This is a genomic window from Streptomyces sp. HUAS YS2 (assembly GCF_033343995.1).
Taxonomy (GTDB): Bacteria; Actinomycetota; Actinomycetes; order Streptomycetales; family Streptomycetaceae; genus Streptomyces; species Streptomyces solicathayae.
Window position 1 is genome coordinate 6,733,575 of the sequence record NZ_CP137573.1, and the last position, 19,130, is coordinate 6,752,704.

16 protein-coding genes, 1 rRNA gene and 1 riboswitch are annotated in these 19,130 nt (G+C 71.0%); of the genes, 13 read left to right on the forward strand and 4 right to left on the reverse strand.

Annotated elements, in window-relative coordinates; all coding sequences use genetic code 11:
• Positions 1–50 precede the first annotated feature (50 nt).
• The 11 genes from rrf (at position 51) to R2D22_RS31240 (ending at position 10,283) form a co-directional block, all read left to right on the forward strand.
• Positions 51–167, forward strand: a 5S ribosomal RNA gene (gene rrf / locus R2D22_RS31190).
• A gap of 147 nt (positions 168–314) precedes the next feature.
• A complete protein-coding gene (clsA, locus tag R2D22_RS31195; RefSeq protein ID WP_318108266.1) occupies positions 315–923 on the forward strand; it encodes a cardiolipin synthase ClsA in 609 nt (202 codons plus the stop codon).
• Positions 924–1,037: 114 nt separating this feature from the next.
• Positions 1,038–3,533, forward strand: a complete 2,496-nt coding sequence (locus R2D22_RS31200; RefSeq protein ID WP_318108267.1) for a sugar phosphate nucleotidyltransferase — start codon at positions 1,038–1,040, stop codon at positions 3,531–3,533.
• Between the two features lie 100 nt (positions 3,534–3,633).
• The gene (locus R2D22_RS31205; RefSeq protein WP_318108269.1) at positions 3,634–4,563 is read left to right on the forward strand and encodes a DUF881 domain-containing protein; all 930 of its coding nucleotides are present in this window, start codon (positions 3,634–3,636) and stop codon (positions 4,561–4,563) included.
• On the forward strand, positions 4,560–4,892 hold the full coding sequence (locus R2D22_RS31210) for a small basic family protein (protein WP_003970459.1): 333 nt from the start codon (positions 4,560–4,562) through the stop codon (positions 4,890–4,892). The genes R2D22_RS31205 and R2D22_RS31210 overlap by 4 nt, the downstream gene beginning before the upstream one ends.
• Before the next feature lie 5 nt (positions 4,893–4,897).
• Complete coding sequence (locus R2D22_RS31215; protein WP_318108270.1) at positions 4,898–5,716, forward strand: DUF881 domain-containing protein; 819 nt, start codon at positions 4,898–4,900, stop codon at positions 5,714–5,716.
• A gap of 82 nt (positions 5,717–5,798) precedes the next feature.
• Complete coding sequence (locus R2D22_RS31220) at positions 5,799–6,740, forward strand: FHA domain-containing protein (RefSeq protein WP_318110100.1); 942 nt, start codon at positions 5,799–5,801, stop codon at positions 6,738–6,740.
• A 29-nt stretch (positions 6,741–6,769) separates the two neighbouring features.
• Positions 6,770–7,513: a transcriptional regulator FtsR gene (gene ftsR, locus R2D22_RS31225; RefSeq protein ID WP_318108271.1), complete on the forward strand. Its 744-nt coding sequence runs from the start codon at positions 6,770–6,772 to the stop codon at positions 7,511–7,513.
• A gap of 53 nt (positions 7,514–7,566) precedes the next feature.
• Positions 7,567–8,040 carry a bifunctional nuclease family protein gene (locus R2D22_RS31230; protein ID WP_006123076.1) on the forward strand — a complete coding sequence of 158 codons (474 nt, stop codon included), beginning with the start codon at positions 7,567–7,569 and terminating at the stop codon, positions 8,038–8,040.
• 211 nt (positions 8,041–8,251) lie between these two features.
• Positions 8,252–8,857 carry a MerR family transcriptional regulator gene (locus R2D22_RS31235; protein WP_318108273.1) on the forward strand — a complete coding sequence of 202 codons (606 nt, stop codon included), beginning with the start codon at positions 8,252–8,254 and terminating at the stop codon, positions 8,855–8,857.
• A 73-nt stretch (positions 8,858–8,930) separates the two neighbouring features.
• Entirely contained in the window at positions 8,931–10,283 is a 1,353-nt protein-coding gene (locus R2D22_RS31240; RefSeq protein ID WP_318108274.1) for a DNA polymerase IV, read from the forward strand.
• Positions 10,284–10,373: 90 nt separating this feature from the next.
• Here R2D22_RS31240 and R2D22_RS31245 read toward each other — a convergent pair whose 3' ends face one another.
• Positions 10,374–10,742, reverse strand: a complete 369-nt coding sequence (locus tag R2D22_RS31245) for a PRC-barrel domain-containing protein (RefSeq protein ID WP_318108275.1) — start codon at positions 10,740–10,742, stop codon at positions 10,374–10,376.
• Positions 10,743–10,857: 115 nt separating this feature from the next.
• Positions 10,858–10,964, forward strand: a riboswitch (glycine riboswitch).
• Positions 10,965–11,143: 179 nt separating this feature from the next.
• Here R2D22_RS31245 and gcvP point away from each other — a divergent pair.
• Positions 11,144–14,029, forward strand: a complete 2,886-nt coding sequence (gcvP, locus tag R2D22_RS31250) for an aminomethyl-transferring glycine dehydrogenase (protein ID WP_318108276.1) — start codon at positions 11,144–11,146, stop codon at positions 14,027–14,029.
• 87 nt (positions 14,030–14,116) lie between these two features.
• Here the strand turns inward: gcvP and R2D22_RS31255 are convergent, their stop codons facing one another.
• Together R2D22_RS31255 and R2D22_RS31260 are read right to left on the reverse strand one after the other, a co-directional pair.
• Positions 14,117–14,323 carry a DUF5999 family protein gene (locus R2D22_RS31255; RefSeq protein ID WP_318108277.1) on the reverse strand — a complete coding sequence of 69 codons (207 nt, stop codon included), beginning with the start codon at positions 14,321–14,323 and terminating at the stop codon, positions 14,117–14,119.
• Positions 14,324–14,659: 336 nt separating this feature from the next.
• Positions 14,660–15,262 (reverse strand): hypothetical protein, encoded by a 603-nt coding sequence (locus tag R2D22_RS31260; protein ID WP_318108278.1) that lies wholly within the window; start codon positions 15,260–15,262, stop codon positions 14,660–14,662.
• A 471-nt stretch (positions 15,263–15,733) separates the two neighbouring features.
• Between R2D22_RS31260 and R2D22_RS31265 the strand changes: the two genes are divergently transcribed.
• Complete coding sequence (locus tag R2D22_RS31265) at positions 15,734–17,272, forward strand: glutamate-cysteine ligase family protein (protein WP_318108279.1); 1,539 nt, start codon at positions 15,734–15,736, stop codon at positions 17,270–17,272.
• On the opposite strand, the gene R2D22_RS31270 is transcribed toward R2D22_RS31265, so the two are convergent.
• Positions 17,269–19,125, reverse strand: coding sequence for a substrate-binding domain-containing protein (locus R2D22_RS31270; protein ID WP_318108280.1), 1,857 nt, complete (start codon positions 19,123–19,125; stop codon positions 17,269–17,271). The two genes, R2D22_RS31265 and R2D22_RS31270, sit on opposite strands and share 4 nt — an antisense overlap.
• Between the last annotated feature and the right edge of the window lie 5 nt (positions 19,126–19,130).

Here is a 19,130-nt window from a genome sequence, read left to right on the forward strand (position 1 = left end):
GTTCTGAAGTAACGAACTCCCTTTGCCGGTTGAGTTCAACTTCATAGTGTTTCGGTGGTCATAGCGTTAGGGAAACGCCCGGTTACATTCCGAACCCGGAAGCTAAGCCTTTCAGCGCCGATGGTACTGCAGGGGGGACCCTGTGGGAGAGTAGGACGCCGCCGAACAATCATTGTGGGAAAGCCCCGCACCTTATGGTGCGGGGCTTTCCTGCGTTCACGACCAAGTTGCCGGCACCCCTGTGCACGCCCCGGCGGCGGCTGCCGGTAAGGTCAGTGGGCATCGTTGGCTCATTTCCCACAGGAGGCCCCCGGGTGGAGGTCCAGGAGACTCGCGTTCAGACGAACCGGGTCCTCACCATCCCCAACATCCTCAGCATGGCGCGTCTGGCGGCCGTGCCGCTCTTCCTGTGGCTGATTCTCCGTCCCGAGTTCGGCGGTCCCAACAGCGATGGCTGGGCGTTGCTGGTTCTCGCGCTGAGCGGGGTCAGCGACTATCTCGACGGGAAGCTCGCCCGCCGCTGGAACCAGATCAGCAGTCTCGGCCGGCTGCTGGATCCCGCCGCGGACCGGCTGTACATCCTTTCCACGCTGGTCGGACTCACCTGGCGGGAGATCCTTCCGCTCTGGCTCACCCTCGCGCTTTTGGCGCGGGAGCTGATGTTGCTGGTGATGGTGGGAATCCTCCGCCGGCACGGCTATCCGCCGCCGCAGGTCAACTTCCTCGGAAAAGCTGCGACCTTCAACTTGATGTACGCCTTCCCGTTGCTTCTCCTCAGTGACGGAGAGGGGTTGCTTGCGTCACTCGCTGAAGTTTTCGGGTGGGCGTTCGCCGGATGGGGTACAAGTCTCTATTGGTGGGCAGGGATCCTCTACGTGGTCCAGGTCCGCCGCCTCGTCAAGGCGGACACCGAGGCCGATTGAGCCCGTCTGCCCGTGCCGTGCAGTGTCGCCGGCACCAGCAATGACGCGAGTGGTCCACTGTGCGGATGGGTGAGGTCGGTCAGACCGTCGTCTCTCAAGGAGGACGCTTCCGACATGAAGGCCGTCGTGATGGCTGGTGGCGAAGGTACGCGACTTCGCCCGATGACCTCGAGCATGCCCAAACCGCTTCTGCCGGTCGCCAACCGGCCGATCATGGAGCATGTGCTGCGCCTGCTCAAGCGGCATGGTCTCACCGAGACCGTCGTGACCGTCCAGTTTCTCGCCTCTCTCGTCAAGAACTACTTCGGCGACGGCGAGGACCTCGGAATGGAGCTCTCGTACGCCAATGAGGAGAAGCCACTCGGAACCGCCGGGAGCGTGAAGAACGCCGAGGAGGCGCTGAAGGACGACGCCTTCCTCGTCATCTCCGGGGACGCGCTCACCGACTTCGACCTCAGCGATCTCATCTCCTTCCACAAGGAGAAGGGCGCCCTCGTCACCGTATGCCTCACGCGGGTTCCCAATCCGCTGGAATTCGGCATCACGATCGTCGACGAGGAGGGAAAAGTCGAGCGCTTCCTCGAAAAGCCGACGTGGGGGCAGGTCTTTTCCGACACGGTGAACACCGGCATCTACGTGATGGAGCCGGAGGTCTTCGACTACGTCGAGGCCGATGTTCCGGTCGACTGGTCCGGTGACGTCTTCCCTCAGCTGATGAAGGAGGGCAAGCCGATCTACGGCTATGTCGCCGAGGGCTACTGGGAGGACGTCGGCACCCACGAGAGCTACGTCAAGGCCCAGGCCGACGTCCTCGAGGGCAAGGTGCAGGTCGAGCTCGACGGGTTCGAGATCTCACCCGGGGTGTGGGTCGCCGAAGGGGCGGAGGTCCACCCGGACGCCGTGCTGCGCGGGCCGCTGTACATCGGGGACTACGCGAAGGTCGAGGCGGGCGCGGAGATCCGCGAGCACACCGTCGTCGGCTCGAACGTGGTCGTGAAGTCCGGGGCGTTCCTGCACAAGGCCGTGGTCCACGACAACGTGTACATCGGGCAGCAGAGCAATCTCCGCGGCTGTGTGATCGGGAAGAACACCGACATCATGCGGGCCTCGCGGATCGAGGACGGGGCCGTCATCGGGGACGAGTGCCTGATCGGTGAGGAATCGATCGTGCAGGGCAACGTCCGCGTCTACCCGTTCAAGACCATCGAGGCCGGCGCCTTCGTCAACACCTCCGTGATCTGGGAGTCCCGCGGCCAGGCGCATCTCTTCGGCGCGCGCGGGGTGTCCGGCATCCTCAACGTGGAGATCACGCCCGAGCTGGCCGTGCGGCTGGCCGGGGCGTACGCGACGACGCTGAAGAAGGGCTCGACGGTCACGACCGCGCGGGACCACTCCAGGGGGGCGCGGGCGCTGAAGCGGGCGGTGATCTCGGCGCTGCAGGCCAGCGCCATCGACGTACGCGACCTGGAGAACGTGCCGCTGCCGGTGGCGCGGCAGCAGACCGCGCGGGGCAGTGCCGGCGGGATCATGGTGCGGACCTCCCCGGGCGTTCCGGACTCGGTGGACATCATGTTCTTCGACGAGCGCGGAGCCGACCTCTCGCAGGCCGGGCAGCGCAAGCTGGACCGGGTGTACGCGCGTCAGGAGTACCGGCGGGCGTTCCCGGGGGAGATCGGTGACCTGTCCTTCCCGGCCAGCGTGTTCGACTCGTACACCGGGTCCCTGCTGCGGCAGGTGGACACCACGGGGATCGCCGAGGCCGGGCTCAAGGTGGTCGTGGACGCGTCCAACGGCAGTGCCGGGCTCGTTCTGCCGAGCCTGCTGGGCCGCCTCCAGGTCGACTCGCTGACCATCAACCCGGGACTCGACGAGTCCCGTCCCACCGAGTCCGTCCAGGCGCGGCGGGCGGGTCTGGTGCGGCTCGGGGAGATCGTGGCGTCGGCGCGGGCGGCCTTCGGGGTGCGGTTCGACCCGGTCGGCGAGCGGTTGTCGCTGGTCGACGAGCGGGGCCGGATCATCGAGGACGACCGGTCGCTGCTGGTGATGCTGGACCTGGTGGCCGCCGAGCGGCGGTCGGGCCGGGTGGCGCTGCCCGTGACGACGACCCGGATCGCCGAGCAGGTGGCGGCGTACCACGGGACGCAGGTGGAGTGGACGACGACCTCGCCGGACGACCTGACGCGGGTGGGCCGCGAGGAGTCGACGATCTTCGGCGGGGACGGGCGCGGCGGGTTCATCGTGCCGGAGTTCAGCAGCGTCTTCGACGGCGCGGCCGCCTTCGTCCGGCTGATCGGTCTGGTGGCCCGTACGCAGCTCACGCTCAGCCAGATCGACGCGCGGATTCCGCGGGCCCATGTGATCAAGCGGGACGTGGCGACGCCGTGGGCGGTGAAGGGTCTGGTGATGCGCCGGGTGGTGGAGGCGGCCGGGGACCGGTTCGTGGACACCACCGACGGTGTGCGGGTGGTGGAGGCGGACGGGCGCTGGGTGATGGTGCTGCCCGACCCGGCGGAGGCCGTCACCCATCTGTGGGCCGAGGGGCCGGACGACACGTCCGCGCAGGCGCTGCTCGACGAGTGGTCCGGCGTCGTGGAGAGTGCCGGTAGGTGACGTTGTGACGGGTGTGCCGGGCGGTCTCCGCAGGGGGGCCGCCTGGCGCTTTGGTGGGGCCATTCGGCGGTAGCCCCTACGACGTGCGACGATGTGCGGCATGTCGCAGCAGCCCCCCGTTCGGAGCACCGGCTCCCCGCCTCCGCGTCCCGACGCGTCGATGTCGCTGCTGAACAACGTGATGGACCACGCCCTCGACGACGGCTATGCCGAGGCGACGGCCCGGCGGGCCGCCAAGGGCGGCGGAATGCCGCGTCCGCTGCGGGCCAAGCTCGGGCTCGCCGCCGGCCTCGTCCTGGCGGCCGCGGTCGTCACCCTGGGTGCGGCGCAGGCACAGATAGCCGCGCCGATCGTGGCGAAGGAGCGGCAGGAGCTGATCGACCGCATCGACGCGGAGACGACGGCCGCCGACGAGCTGGAGCAGAACGTAGAGAAGGTCCGGGCCGAGGTGGGGGAGCGGCAGCGCAAGGCCCTGGAGGAGCACGGCGGCGACCAGGCGGAGCTGGTGGCGCTGCTGTCCGGCGCGACGCCGGTGCGCGGGCCGGGTGTGAAGCTGGTCGTGGACGACGCCAAGGGTGCCGAGGACGGCGGTGGCGGTCCGCGCGAGAGCAGTGGCTTCGCGGACACGGGGCGGGTGCGCGACCGGGACATGCAGCGAGTGGTCAACGGGCTGTGGCAGTCCGGCGCGGAGGCCGTGTCTATCAACGGCCAGCGGCTGACCTCGCTGTCGGCGATCCGCGCGGCGGGTGACGCCATACTGGTCGACAACCGTCCGCTGGTGCCGCCGTACACCGTGCTGGCGGTGGGGGACGGGCAGCGGCTGAGCACCGCGTTCCAGGACAGCGCCGACGGCCAGTACCTGCATGTGCTCCAGGAGAACTTCGGGATCCGCAGCAGCATCTCCGTCGAGGACGAGGTGCGCCTGCCGGCCGCGCCGAGCCTGATCGTACGCACAGCTGAGCCGAGGGGCGCCGGGGCCGCGGAGGCCACCGGAGAGGCTTCGGCCGACACAGGGAAGGGCACATCGTGATCGCCGTACTGGGCCTGGTCGTGGGAGTCGTGGTCGGACTGTTGGTCCGGCCCGAGGTGCCTGCGGTGGTCGAGCCCTATCTTCCGATCGCCGTGGTCGCGGCACTGGACGCGGTCTTCGGCGGCCTGCGGGCCATGCTCGACGGGATCTTCGTCGACAAGGTCTTCGTGGTCTCGTTCCTGTCGAACGTGGTCGTGGCGGCGCTGATCGTGTTCCTCGGCGACAAGCTGGGCGTGGGCGCGCAGCTGTCGACCGGTGTGGTGGTCGTGCTCGGTATCCGGATCTTCTCCAACGCGGCCGCCATCCGGCGTCACGTGTTCCGGGCGTGAGGCCGATGAGTACCGAGGAGAACCCCCAGGGGACGCCCGAGGACACCCCCTCGGAGACGCCCGAGGAGACGCCGGCGCAGGCCGCCGAGGCATCGAAGCCGGAGCAGACCGGTCGCCAGCGGCTGGCCGCCGGGCTGTGGCCGCCGCGATTCAGCCGCGCCCAACTCGTCGTGGCCCTGCTGCTGTTCGTGCTCGGTCTGGGTCTGGCGATCCAGGTCCGTTCGACGAGTGACAACAGCGCGCTGCGCGGGGCGCGGCAGGAGGACCTGGTCCGCATCCTCGACGAGCTGGACGACCGCACCCAGCGTCTCGAGGACGAGAAGACCCGCCTGGAGAGCCAGCGCTCCGAGCTGGAGAGCAGCTCCGACCAGGCGGAGGAGGCCCGCAAGCAGACGCTCGAGAAGGAGCGGCAGCTCGGCATCCTGGCCGGCACGGTCGCCGCGCAGGGGCCGGGGATCACGCTGACGGTCACGGACGGTGCCGGCTCGGTCGAGTCGGACATGCTGCTGGACGCGATCCAGGAGCTGCGTGCGGCGGGCGCCGAGGCGATCCAGGTCAACGACGTCCGGGTGGTGGCGGACAGCTACTTCTCCGGCGGGGACGGCGACATAGAGGTCGACGGCAAGAAGATCGACGCTCCGTACCGGTTCAAGGTCATCGGCAAGCCGGAGGACCTGGAGCCGGCGCTGAACATTCCCGGCGGTGTGGTGCAGACGCTGGAGAAGGAGCAGGCCACCGCCACGGTGACCCGCTCGAACAAGATCGTCGTGGATGCCTTGCGACCGGCGGAGCGGCCTGACTACGCTCGGTCGTCATCGCAGTGAGGCAGGGGTGCATGGGGGCCGGGGGACAAGGACGTGACGTTGCGGGGGGTCGCCGCATCACAAGCAGGGTGCGTGGTGGAAACTGTCCGGAGGATACGGACGTTGTGAAAGTGTCCGGGTCGGCAGGTGTGTTCAGTCAGGGTTCGTCCTGCCCCACGGGCGGGTCTGTTTCGGTCAAGGGGAATCGCCCGTGAAGTTGTTTGCGAAGTTGTTCGGCAAGAGCGCACGCGAGGACGGCGGCAACGCCAAGCACCGCGCGCCGCGCCAGGCCCAGAGCGGGGAGCAGGAGGCCGAGCGCCCTCTCTTCCGCGACGAGGTCGGTGCGCAGGGCGGTGACATTCCGGGCGGACAGGGCGCGTCTTCTGTTGACCCTGCCGGTCCCGGCCGCATAGGTTTCGGAGAACCATCAACCTCAAGTGCGGGTGGAGGGTTTGCCCCCGACCCGTATGCGACCCACGCCTCCGCGGGGCAGCCGCGGCAGGAGGATGCGTCCATGCCGGTGTGTACGAGGTGCGGCCACCGCAATGCCGCGGACAGTCGGTTCTGCTCCAACTGCGGGGCGCCGCTGCGTGGTGCCCCGGCCGAGCGTCCGTCGGAGACGACGTCCACGATCTCGATCTCGGGCCTGGAGGCGTACGACGCCGAGGTCACGGGCCAGACGCAGCTTCCGTCGCTGTCGCCCGAGGCGCAGGCCGCGGTCGACGCCCTGCCGGCCGGTTCGGCGCTCCTGGTGGTGCGCCGCGGTCCGAACTCGGGCAGCCGGTTCCTGCTGGACGGTGAGCTGACCACGGCCGGCCGCCACCCGCAGAGCGACATCTTCCTCGACGACATCACCGTGTCGCGTCACCACGTCGAGTTCCGTCGGCAGCCCGACGGCGGCTTCACCGTGAGCGACGTCGGCAGCCTCAACGGCACGTACCTCAACCGTGAGCCGATCGAGACGGCGATCCGGCTCAACAACGGCGACGAGGTCCAGATCGGCAAGTACCGGCTGGTGTTCTACTCCAGCCAGCGGGGCGTGTGACCCCTCCGGGAACCCTTCAGGGAAGGTCCATGCTGCGAACACCGACGGGCGGTGCCGGTCACGGCACCGCCACCGCGGGCGACCGGCTGGTCAGCATCGGGACGGTGCTGAACCAGCTGCGCGACGAGTTTCCCGAAGTGACCATCTCCAAGATCCGGTTTCTGGAGGCCGAGGGGCTCGTCGAGCCGCAGCGGACGGCCTCCGGCTACCGCAAGTTCAGCCCGCAGGACGTGGAGCGGCTCGCCCAGATCCTGCGGATGCAGCGTGACCACTACCTGCCGCTCAAGGTGATCCGCGAGCATCTCGACGCGCTCGCCCGGGGCGAGCAGGTCAAACTGCCCTCCCCGAGTCCGCAGCGGGACCTGCTGGACGGAGCCTGGGACCCGGAGCAGGACCGGCCGACGGCGGCGCGGATCGGCCGGGCCGAGCTGCTGGCCGCCGCGGAGGTCACCGAGGCGGAGCTCGCCGAGTGGGAGTCGTACGGGCTCCTCGTTCCGGGGGCCGAGGGCGGCTATGACGCGGAGGCGGTCACCGTCGCCAGACTTGTCGCGGATCTGGGGAGATTCGGTTTGGAACCGCGGCACCTCCGGGCGGTGAAGGCGGCCGCGGATCGCGAGGCCGGACTGGTCGAACAGATGGTCGCACCGCTGCGCCGGCACCGGAATCCGCAGACCAGAGCACATGCGGAGGCCACCGCGAAGGAGCTGGCGGGCCTCTCCGTACGGCTTCACGCGGCACTGGTCCAGACCGCGCTGGGGCTCCGGCTGCCGTGATCTTGGAGGGGCCCGACTATCCAAACCGGTCGGGCACGTCCTAGGGTTGCTGTGTGAACGAGCTCGACGTTGTGGGTGTCCGGGTGGAAATGCCCTCGAACCAGCCGATCGTGCTCCTGCGTGAAGTGGGAGGCGACCGGTACCTCCCCATTTGGATCGGCCCCGGGGAGGCGACCGCGATCGCCTTCGCCCAGCAGGGCATGGCTCCGGCGAGGCCGCTGACGCACGACCTCTTCAAGGACGTCCTGGAGGCGGTGGGCCAGGAGCTCACCGAGGTCCGGATCACCGACCTCCGTGAAGGCGTCTTCTACGCGGAGCTGGTCTTCGCCAGTGGTGTCGAGGTGAGCGCGCGGCCGTCCGACGCGATAGCGCTGGCGCTGCGCACGGGAACGCCGATCTACGGCAGCGACGGCGTCCTGGACGACGCCGGCATCGCGATTCCGGACGAGCAGGAGGACGAGGTGGAGAAGTTCCGCGAGTTCCTCGACCAGATCTCTCCCGAGGATTTCGGCACGAACAGCCAGTGACGGCGGCCGGCCGGCGACCGTCCGGCCGGCTCCGCCGACCTTCGTCCCTCGGGGCGCTTTCAGCGCATTCGAGAAGCCTTTCCCGGCGAGGGACACGGGAAACCACTCTCAGGGTGATTATCACTCGGCGTGCCGAGTGTGGCGATCGTTGACGCACCCCGAGTGACTGCCTACCGTCGAGTGGGCAGGTCAAGGACGGAGGGTCGGCGTGATGAGCAGCGGCGACGGCACGGCAGGGGGCGCTCTCGGACGCACTCCGGGAGACGGCGGGCTGTACCCGCTCCAGGAGGGCGCGGCCGGCACGGGCACCGACATCGGAACCGACACCATCGGATACCGGGGGCCGACCGCGTGCGCGGCGGCCGGCATCACGTACCGGCAGCTGGACTACTGGGCGCGCACCGGGCTTGTGGAGCCCAGCGTCCGGCCCGCGTACGGCTCGGGGACGCAGCGGCTCTACAGCTTTCGCGACGTCGTCGTCCTGAAGATCGTCAAGCGCTTCCTGGACACCGGTGTCGCGCTGCAGAACATCCGTGCAGCGGTGCAGCACCTTCGGGCCCGGGGTTTCCGGGATCTCGAGCGCATGACGCTGATGAGCGACGGCGCGACCGTGTACGAGTGCTCCTCGCCCGACGAGGTGGTGAACCTGCTCCAGGGCGGGCAGGGCGTCTTCGGGATCGCGGTGGGCGTGGTGTGGCGGGACGTCGAGGCGGCGTTGTCGCAGCTGCACGGCGAACGCGTGGACACCGGCGAGACGCTGATCGGACACAACCCGAGCGACGAGCTGGCGCGCCGCCGGCGCGACCGGGCGGTCTGAGCCGGTGACACCCTGAGGGACTCGCACGTCAGTGCGGGTCCCATTGTCAGTGGCGTAGGGCAGCATCGGAGTCGTGAGAGCCGCGCCGACGATCCTGCATCTGGACATGGATGCGTTCTTCGCCGCCGCAGAGCAGGCGGCGAAGCCCAGCCTGCGCGGCAAACCGGTGGTGGTCGGCGGGCTGGGGCCGCGCGGGGTCGTCGCGACGGCCTCGTACGAGGCCCGGCGGTTCGGGGTGCACTCGGCGATGCCGATGGCGCAGGCGCGCCGGCTCGCGCCGAACGCGGCGTATCTGGTGCCCCGGTTCTCGTTGTACCGGTCGGTCAGCGAGCAGGTCATGGAACTCCTCGGCCGGCTGTCGCCGCTGGTCGAGCCGCTGAGCCTGGACGAGGCCTTCGTGGACCTGGAGGCCGGGGGTACGGCCTGGGACGCGGCGAGCGCGCGGGAGGCCGGTGAGCGGCTGCGCAGGGACATTCTCGGTACCACGGGGCTCACGGGGTCGGTGGGGCTGGCGGGGTCGAAGATGATCGCGAAGATCGCCTCGGAGGAGGCCAAGCCGGACGGCCTGGTGCTGATCGAGCCGGGCACGGAGCGCGAGCTGCTGGGGCCGAAGTCCGTACGGATCATCCCGGGGGTCGGGCCGGCCACCGGCGAGCACCTGCGGCGGGCGGGCATGACGACGGTCGCGGACCTGGTGGCGGCCGGCGAGGACGAGCTCGTACGGCTGCTGGGGCGGGCGCACGGGACCTCGCTGCACCGGATGGCCCAGGGCCACGACGACCGGCCCGTGGTGGCCGAGCGGGATGCCAAGTCGGTGTCCGTGGAGGACACCTTCGACGTGGACCTGCACGACCGGGTGCGGATCCGGACCGAGGTGGAACGGCTCGCGGAGCGGTGCGTGGCGCGGCTGCGGGCCTCGGGGCACTCCGGGCGGACGATCGTGCTCAAGGTGCGCCGGTTCGACTTCTCGACGCTCACCCGGTCGGAGACGCTGCGGGGGCCCACGGACGACCACGTCGTCGTACGGGAGGCGGCGGCCAGGCTCCTGGAGGGCGTGGACACCACGGGCGGGGTGCGGCTGCTCGGCGTCGGGGTGAGCGGGCTCGCGGACTACACCCAGGAGGACCTGTTCGCGCAGGCGGGGGCGGCGGAGGCCGCGGAGGAGGCCGACGTGGAGCAGTCCGCCGACGCGTCGGCCGCTCCCACGCCGGAGCCGCCCGCGGAACGGCGGTGGGCGGCCGGGCAGGACGTCCGGCACGCGGAGTACGGCCCCGGGTGGGTGCAGGGGAGCGGGGTCGGACGGGTCACCGTCCGCTTCGAGGTACCGGGGTCGACGGTTCCGGGGCGGGTGCGGACCTTCTTCGTCGACGATCCGGATCTGGAGCGGTCCGAACCGCTGCCGCTGGTGCCGGGCGGGCAGGCGTAGGGGACGTGCCCGGCCTCCGGCCGGTTCCGCGGGCCCCACCCCGATCCGGCCGCCGGCCTCGGCCCGGCCCCGATCCTCCGCTCTGCCCCCTCAGGCCTCGTCCTGGCCGGCCAGCCGACCGAAGTCGCGGACCTCGTGGGGCGCGGGCGGCAGGCTGATGCTGTAGTGGCGGTAGAGCTGGAGCTCCTGCTCCGGCGAGAGGTGGCGGCCCACGCCGAAGTCCGGGGCCTCCTTGATCAGCGCCCGCTCGTACGGGACGTGCAGGCCGTCGCCGGCCAGTTCGCTGGGCTCCAGCGGGACGAACGCGTCCCGGCTGAACAGGCCCGTGCGGACGGCGGCCCACTCCGGGACACCCGTCGCGTCGTCCAGGTACACCTCGTCCACGGTTCCGATCTTGTGTCCGTTGCGGTCGTACGCCTTGCGGCCGATCAGGCTGCGCGGATCGATATCGGTCTGCACGGTCCCTCCACATGGTCGCAACTGCTCTCCAACCACTACGAAAGTGCACAACCGAGATATCGGCCACTTGAGCGATCTGGCGACGCAAGCGCGCTGGTAGGCTGGCTGTGGCTGTCGACCCCGCGCGGGAGAGTCTCCGGGGAATCCTCAGAATCCTCACGGAGACGCCGAAGGAGCAAATCCTCCCCGGAATCTCTCAGGCACCCGTACCGCGCGGACGAGGTCACTCTGGAAAGCAGAGCGGAAGCCCGACGGCACCCGCTCTCACCGACGGTGAAAGCCGGCCCGCCCCCACGCGGTGCCGGTGAAGCTCTCAGGTTGAGATGACAGAGGGGGAGGCCGTCCGGGCACCCGCGCCGTGGTGCCCCTTCAGGGTCGTGACAGACCAGGAGGCCTCCGCCATGACCGCCAACCGCCCCCCGCTCTCCGTTCTCGAACAGGGCATCCCCTTCGAGCAGCGGCACATCGGGCCCGACGCCGAAGCCCGGGCCAAGATGCTCGCGCAGGTCGGATACGGCTCCCTCGACGAGCTCACCGCCGCCGCGGTGCCGGACGTGATCAAGAGCGCCGAGGCCCTGGGCCTGCCGGCCGCCCGCACCGAGGCCGAGGTCCTGGCCGAGCTGCGCGAGCTGGCCGACCGCAACCAGGTCCTCGCCCCGATGATCGGCCTCGGCTACTACGGCACCTTCACGCCGCCGGTCATCCTGCGCAACGTCATGGAGAACCCCGCCTGGTACACGGCGTACACGCCGTACCAGCCGGAGATCTCGCAGGGCCGCCTGGAGGCGCTGCTCAACTTCCAGACCATGGTCGCCGACCTCACGGGTCTGCCCACCTCCGGCGCCTCGCTGCTCGACGAGGGCACCGCCGCCGCCGAGGCCATGTCGCTCTCCCGCCGCGTCGGCAAGGTCAAGAACGGCGTCTTCCTGGTCGACGCCGACGCCCTGCCGCAGACCGTCGCCGTGATCGAGACCCGCGCCGAGCCGACCGGTGTCGAGGTCGTCGTCGCGGACCTCTCCGCCGGCATCCCCGCCGAGATCGCCGAGCGCGGCGTCTTCGGCGTGCTGCTCCAGTACCCGGGTGCCTCCGGCGCCGTCCGGGACATCAAGCCGGTCATCGACCAGGCCCACGAGCTCGGCGCGATCGTCACCGTCGCCGCCGACCTGCTCGCCCTCACCCTGCTCACCTCGCCCGGCGAGCTCGGCGCCGACATCGCCGTCGGCACCACCCAGCGCTTCGGCGTCCCGATGGGCTTCGGCGGCCCGCACGCCGGCTACATGGCCGTCCAGGACAAGCACGCCCGGTCGCTGCCCGGCCGCCTCGTCGGCGTCTCCGTGGACGCCGACGGCAACCGCGCGTACCGCCTGGCCCTGCAGACCCGCGAGCAGCACATCCGCCGCGAGAAGGCCACCAGCAACATCTGTACCGCGCAGGTGCTGCTCGCCGTCATGGCGGGCATGTACGCCGTCTACCACGGTCCCGACGGCCTGAAGACGATCGCGCAGCGCACCCACCGCTATGCGGCGATCCTCGCCGCGGGCCTGAAGGCCGGTGGCGTGGAGCTCACCACCGGTGCCTTCTTCGACACCCTCACCGCCCGCGTCCCGGGCAAGGCGGACGAGGTCGTCGCCGCCGCCCGCGAGGCAGGCGTCAACCTGTACCGCGCCGACGCGGACCACGTCTCGATCTCCTGCGACGAGACCACCGGCCGCGCGCAGCTCGCCGCCGTCTGGAGCGCCTTCGGCGTCGCCGGCGACGTCGAGGCCCTCGACGCCGTCACCGAGGACGCGCTGCCCGTCGACGCGCTCCGCTCCGACGTGTACCTGACCCACCCGGTCTTCCACGCGCACCGCTCCGAGACCGCGATGCTGCGCTACCTGCGCAAGCTCGCCGACCGCGACTACGCGCTCGACCGCGGCATGATCCCGCTCGGCTCCTGCACGATGAAGCTGAACGCGACCACCGAGATGGAGCCGGTGACCTGGCCCGAGTTCGGCCAGATCCACCCGTTCGCGCCGGTCGAGCAGGCGCAGGGCTACCTCACGCTCATCACCGAGCTGGAGGAGCGCCTCGCCGAGGTCACCGGGTACGACAAGGTGTCCATCCAGCCCAACGCCGGTTCGCAGGGCGAGCTGGCCGGTCTGCTGGCCGTCCGCGCCTACCACCGCGCCAACGGCGACGAGCAGCGCACGGTGTGCCTCATCCCGTCCTCCGCGCACGGCACCAACGCCGCCTCCGCGGTGATGGCCGGCATGAAGGTCGTCGTCGTCAAGACCGCCGACGACGGCGAGGTCGACGTCGAGGACCTGCGCGCCAAGATCGCCCAGTACCGCGACGAGCTGTCCGTGCTGATGATCACCTACCCGTCCACGCACGGTGTCTTCGAGGAGCACGTCGCCGATATCTGCGCCGAGGTCCACGAGGCCGGCGGCCAGGTGTACGTCGACGGCGCCAACCTCAACGCGCTGGTCGGTCTCGCCAAGCCGGGTCACTTCGGCGGCGACGTCTCGCACCTCAACCTGCACAAGACCTTCTGCATCCCGCACGGCGGCGGCGGCCCGGGCGTCGGCCCGGTCGGCGTCCGTGCGCACCTCGCCCCGTACCTCCCGAACCACCCGCTCCAGCCGACCGCCGGCCCGGAGACGGGCGTCGGCCCGATCTCGGCCGCCCCGTGGGGCTCGGCCGGCATCCTGCCGATCTCCTGGTCGTACGTCCGCCTGATGGGCGGCGAGGGCCTCAAGCGCGCCACCCAGGTCGCGGTGCTCGCGGCGAACTACATCGCCAAGCGCCTGGAGCCGCACTACCCGGTGCTCTACACCGGCCCGGCCGGGCTGGTCGCGCACGAGTGCATCGTCGACATCCGCCCGCTGGCCAAGGCCACCGGCGTCAGCGTCGACGACATCGCCAAGCGCCTGATCGACTACGGCTTCCACGCGCCGACCATGTCGTTCCCGGTCGCCGGCACGCTGATGATCGAGCCGACCGAGTCCGAGGACCTCACCGAGCTCGACCGCTTCTGCGACACGATGATCGCGATCCGCGCCGAGATCGAGAAGGTCGCCTCGGGCGAGTGGCCCGCCGACGACAACCCGCTCGTCAACGCGCCGCACACCGCGGCCGCGCTGGGCGGCGAGTGGAACCACGCTTACAGCCGCGACGTGGCCGCCTTCCCGGCCGGTGTCTCGGCCGCGGACAAGTACTGGCCGCCGGTGCGCCGCATCGACGGTGCCTTCGGTGACCGCAACCTGGTCTGCTCCTGCCCGCCGCTGGACGAGTACGACAACTGAGCATGAGTGAAGGGCCGGTCCGGAGATCCTCTCCGGGCCGGCCCTTCGTCGTGTGCGTGCCCGTGCGCGGTGTGCCGGGCGGCCCCCTCAGGCCGCCTTGGCCACCTGCCCGGCCGTCAACGGCCGGTGCGGCGCGATGATCTGGCCGTCCGGCAGCAGCTCACCGGTGTCCTCGAAGAGCAGGACCCCGTTGCACAGGAGGCTCCAGCCCTGCTCCGGGTGGTGAGCCACCAGGCGGGCCGCCTCCCGATCGGCGGAGTCGGCGGTGGGACAGGCGGGCTGATGCTGGCACATGGATGGGTTCTTTCGCTGCGTGGTGGTGAGTGTCCTGCGGCTCGATGCGGTGTTCATGGCCGCCCCCCGTGGTCGGTTCGGTCCGGTCCCAGTCTTCCCCTACGGACGTCGATCCGCAGGGATTTCGCGGCAGCTGTTCCTATTGCAAGAAGACGTATCACCCGCCCGGGCGGTTCAACTCAACTGCACGGTCTCTTCGGGTGGTTCGCAGTGGTCCCGGCGGGCTAGTCCGTACGGGCCATCCGGGCGCACAACTGTGCCCCGCGGCCGGGGCGGCCGCGGGGCGGGGGTTCGGACGGGGTCCGAGGCGGGGCGTGGGATGCCGGTCCTGGCGGCTCAGGCCGCGGGGGCCGGGGTGCCGAACAGCGGTGCGGGCGCCAGGCGCAGGGTCAGGACGGGCAGCAGATCGGCGACGCGGTGCGGCCGGTGGGCGGCGATGCCGGGGGGCGCGGGCGCCAGGGGGATGAGCAGGTCGGCCGGGTCGGGGGCGCCGTCGGCCCCGTCGGCCTCGGTGTCGCCGTGCAGCCAGAGGGTCAGCATGTACAGCTCGGGGACGGAGAGCAGCCGCGGCTGGTACGTCCCGGGCAGCGAGTCCGCCTGGAGCAGGGCGCGTTCGGTGGCGGCGAGGTAGGGGCCCTCGAAGAAGTGCGAGAAGGCCCAGCCGTCGGGCGTGAGGAGGGTGTCTCCGGCCGCGACGGCGCGTTCGGGGCCGCGGATCAGGAACCGCCAGCCGGCGAGCCGGGTGCGCGGGGTGCCTGCGGGCGGGGCGACCTGGTCCCGTACGTCCAGTACGTGTACGGGCAGAGGGAGTTCGGGGCTCAGCGGTCCCTGGGCGGACCGCAGGGAGGGAGTTCGTGCTTCGCGGACGGCGGTGGGGGAACCGAGGGCCGCGAGGACACTGCGCAGGGCCGGCGCGGGAGCCGGGGAGGGCTGAAGCATGATGGGTCGCCTCTCGCTCAAGAGACAAGGGTGATGCGGGCAGTCGCGGACGGCGCTGTCGGCTGCGGGACATGAGACATGACCGGGCGCCGACTCTCTCTGCCTCGTCCGCGGAGTTTATACGACGCCTGTTCACACAGTGTTTCCGCTAGCCGCGCTCGATATTCCGGGCAAGGCGCAATCAGGCCTTGTTCTCAAGGCGATTCAACGCCCTTTCGCCGAACGCGGGTCCGCTGCCTGCGACTTCTCCGTCGCGACGGACGGCCGAATGGGACCGGTGCCGGATTACGCGCGGGGTGCGGAATATGCATGGTGCTTCGTGCCCGGGGTAAGTGCCGGACGGCTCGACGTTCACAGCCTACCGTCCGATCGGTTCTCGCGCAGGCGTTATGGATCAGTCAGTCGGGGCATTATCGTCCGTGACGCGAGCGACTTCAGCCGCGGGCCGCGCACTCGAGGAGGGACCCTCCGATGGGGGAGAAGGTCGTGGCAGACGGGTTCGACCTGTCCGATCGGCAGAAATACCGAAGGAAGTTGCAGCAGTGCCTGGCGGGACTGGCGCGACTGCTGGCGGAGAAGAGGTTCGATCGGCCGAGGAATCTGATGGGGCTGGAGATCGAGCTGAATCTCGCCGGCGCCGACGGCATGCCCCGCATGATGAATGCCGAGGTCCTCGAGCGCATCGCCAGCCGCGATTTCCAGACGGAACTCGGCATGTTCAACCTCGAGGTGAACATCGCCCCGCACCGGCTCGGCGGACGCGTCTTCGATCAACTGGCGGAGGAACTCCGGGCCGGTCTGGGATATGCCGACCGCAAGGCCCGGGAAGTGGACGCCGGCGTTCTCATGATCGGAATTCTTCCGACGCTGGAACAGCGTGACATGGTCACCGGGAACCTCTCCGCCGTGGACCGTTACCTGCTTCTCAACGATCAGATCGTGGCCGCCCGGGGCGAGGACTTCGCGCTGGACATAGAGGGGGTGGAGCGGCTGCGCTGCAGTACCTCCTCGATCGCCTCCGAAGCGGCCTGTACGTCCGTGCAGTTGCACCTCCAGGTCACCCCCGCGCGGTTCGCCGCGGTGTGGAACGCGGCGCAGGCGGCGGCGGCGGTCCAGGTCGCCGTGGGGGCCAACGCGCCGTTCCTGTTCGGGCGCGAGTTGTGGCGGGAGTCGCGGCCACCGCTGTTCCAGCAGGCGATCGACACCCGGCCGCCGGAGCTCCAGGCGCAGGGGGTGCGTCCGCGGACCTGGTTCGGGGAGCGCTGGGTGGACTCGGCGTACGACCTCTTCGAGGAGAACCTGCGGTACTTCCCGCCGCTGCTGCCGCTGATGGACGACGAGGATCCGCTCCGGGTCCTGGACGAGGGCGGCGTGCCGTCGCTGCAGGAGCTGGTGCTGCACAACGGGACGGTCTACCGCTGGAACCGGCCGGTGTACGGGCTCGTGGACGGCGTGCCGCACCTGCGGGTGGAGAACAGGGTGCTGCCGGCCGGGCCGACGGTCGAGGACGTGGTCGCCAACGCGGCGTTCTACTACGGCCTGGTCCGCGCGCTCGCCGACGACCCGCGTCCGGTCTGGAAGCGGCTGTCCTTCGCCGACGCGGCCGACAACTTCGACACGGCCTGCCGGTACGGGGTCGAGGCGGAGCTGCGCTGGCCACGGCCGGGCAGGGGCGGCGGTGTCGCGACCGTACCGGCCGTGAAGCTCGTACGGGACGAACTGCTGCCGCTCGCCGCGGCCGGGCTCGACGCGTGGCAGATCGACCCGGCCGACCGCGACCACTACCTCGGCATCGTCGAGGAGCGCTGCCGGCGGCGGACCAACGGCGCGGCCTGGCAGGCCGAAACGTTCCACCGGGCGCGGGCGGCGGGGCTCGGCCGGCAGGAGGCGCTCGCCGCGATGACCCGCCGCTACACCGAGCTGATGCACACCGGTGAACCGGTGCACACCTGGCCGGTGGGACTCGGCGGCCAGGGCGCGTCGGGCGGATCGGAGCCGCGCGGAGCCTAGGGCGCGTTCGCCGCGGCCCGGGCGGTGTCGCCCGCGGTCATGATGGCCTTCAGGATCACCACCTGGATCTCCGCAGGGTCGCTCACCTGGTAGCCCGCGCCGCCCGTCGTCCTGGCGATCTCGTGGATGTCGTCGCGGTCGGCGTCCGGGCCGACCGCGATCGCGATCAGCGGGACGGGGCGCTGCGGGTCGGCGAGTGCCTGGAGGCGCGAGATCAGGGCGGCGCGGCCGATGCTCGCCTGGTCCTGGTTCGACCCGTCCGTCAGGATCACCACCGCGTTGAACTTGCCGGGCACGTACCCCTTCTGGGCCTCCTGCCAGGCCGCGAGCGTGGTGTCGTACAGCCCGGTGGCCCCGCCGGGCACGGGGGCGAGCCGCGCGAAGGCCGCGTTCAGCCGGGCGCGGTGGGTGGTGCCGCCGCGGACGGGGCTCCCGAGTTCGGCGGTCGGCACCAGTCGGCGGTAGTCGCGGTCGCCGTCGAGCGTGGTGGCGAAGTCCCACAGCCCGACCTCGTCCTCCGCCGTGAACTGGCGGAGCGCCTGGATCAGCGAGGCCTTGGTGACGTCCATCCGCGACTGCCCGTCCCGCCCCGGCACAGGCGCCGCCATCGAGCCGGACGCGTCCACGACGGTGGTCAGCCGGGCGCTCTGGACGGTGATGGTCCACATGCCCAGGGTCTGCGCGATCAGCTCGGAGGACGGCCGGCCCGCGGGCCCGGCGGAGGCCTGCGCGTACGGCTGCGGCGCCTGCCCGCCCGCGGTGCGGACCAGGGAGTCGGTCGCGGCGGCGGGGGCGTCGGCGGTGCGGAACCCGTGCTTCTGCAGCACGTCGAGCGCGTCGCGATTGCCGAGCAGGCCCATGAACCGCACCGCCGCCCGGCTCTGGTCGGTGGACTGCCTCCGCTCGTCGACGAGGTGGTACGGGTAGTCCAGCCGCGGCACCCCGTCGCTGGGGTAGAGGAGCCGCAGGTCCTTGTCGTCGGAGGTCTTCCGGTTGTGCGTGAAGGCGGCCTGTTCGGAGAGGAACACGGCGTCGTTGCGGTCCGCACGGGACGCGTCCGCCGGGTCGAGGGCGAGGGTGCGCGGCACCGCGCCGTCGGTGTCGCTGGTCCGGGCGGAGAGGGCCTTCGCGGTGGCGGCGATCCGGGTGTCGCTCTCCGGGCCCCGGGTGGACACGGATATTCCGGCGAGCGCCAGCAGGCCGGTGGCGCTGCGCGCCGGGTCCGCCGAGCCGAGCCGCAGCTTGCCGGGCTCGCCGGCCAGGGCGGCGAGCTGCGCCCAGGAGTGGGTGCGGGACGGCCAGCCGAGGGTGCGGGCGGCGGCCGGCGCGGTGGCGAGCGTGACGGGGGAGGAGGCCACGCCGCCCGCGGAGAGCAGTGGCACGCCGTCCCCGCTGCCCTTGGCGCGCTCGGTCCACACGGAGGAGTCGGCGATCCACACGTCGAAGTCGGGCGTGTTCCGCGCGGTCGCCAGCGAGGTGGCCACCACGGAGTTCTCGCGGGCGGTCACCCGCACGTCCAGGCAGTTGCCGTCGGAGGTGACGCGCTGCGCGCGGAGGTCGTCGGCGATCTCCCGGAGCGCCGGGGCGATGTCGGGGGAGGCGACGACGTCGAGGCGGCCGCCCGCGTCGTCGCAGTCGGGCCCGGTGGAGAGCAGTCCGTTGCGGGCGGCGAGGCCGACGCCGCCGGCGACGGCCAGGACGAGCACGGTGGCGAGCGCGACGGTGCGGCGGCGCAGCCGCCCACCGCCCGCGCCGTCCCCTCCTCCGGTTCCGCCGGTCTGTCCCGTTGCTCCGGCTCCCGCTGCCCCGGCTGCCCTGGCGGGCCGGTCGTCGGGCAAGCTGTGACGTCCCATGGCGG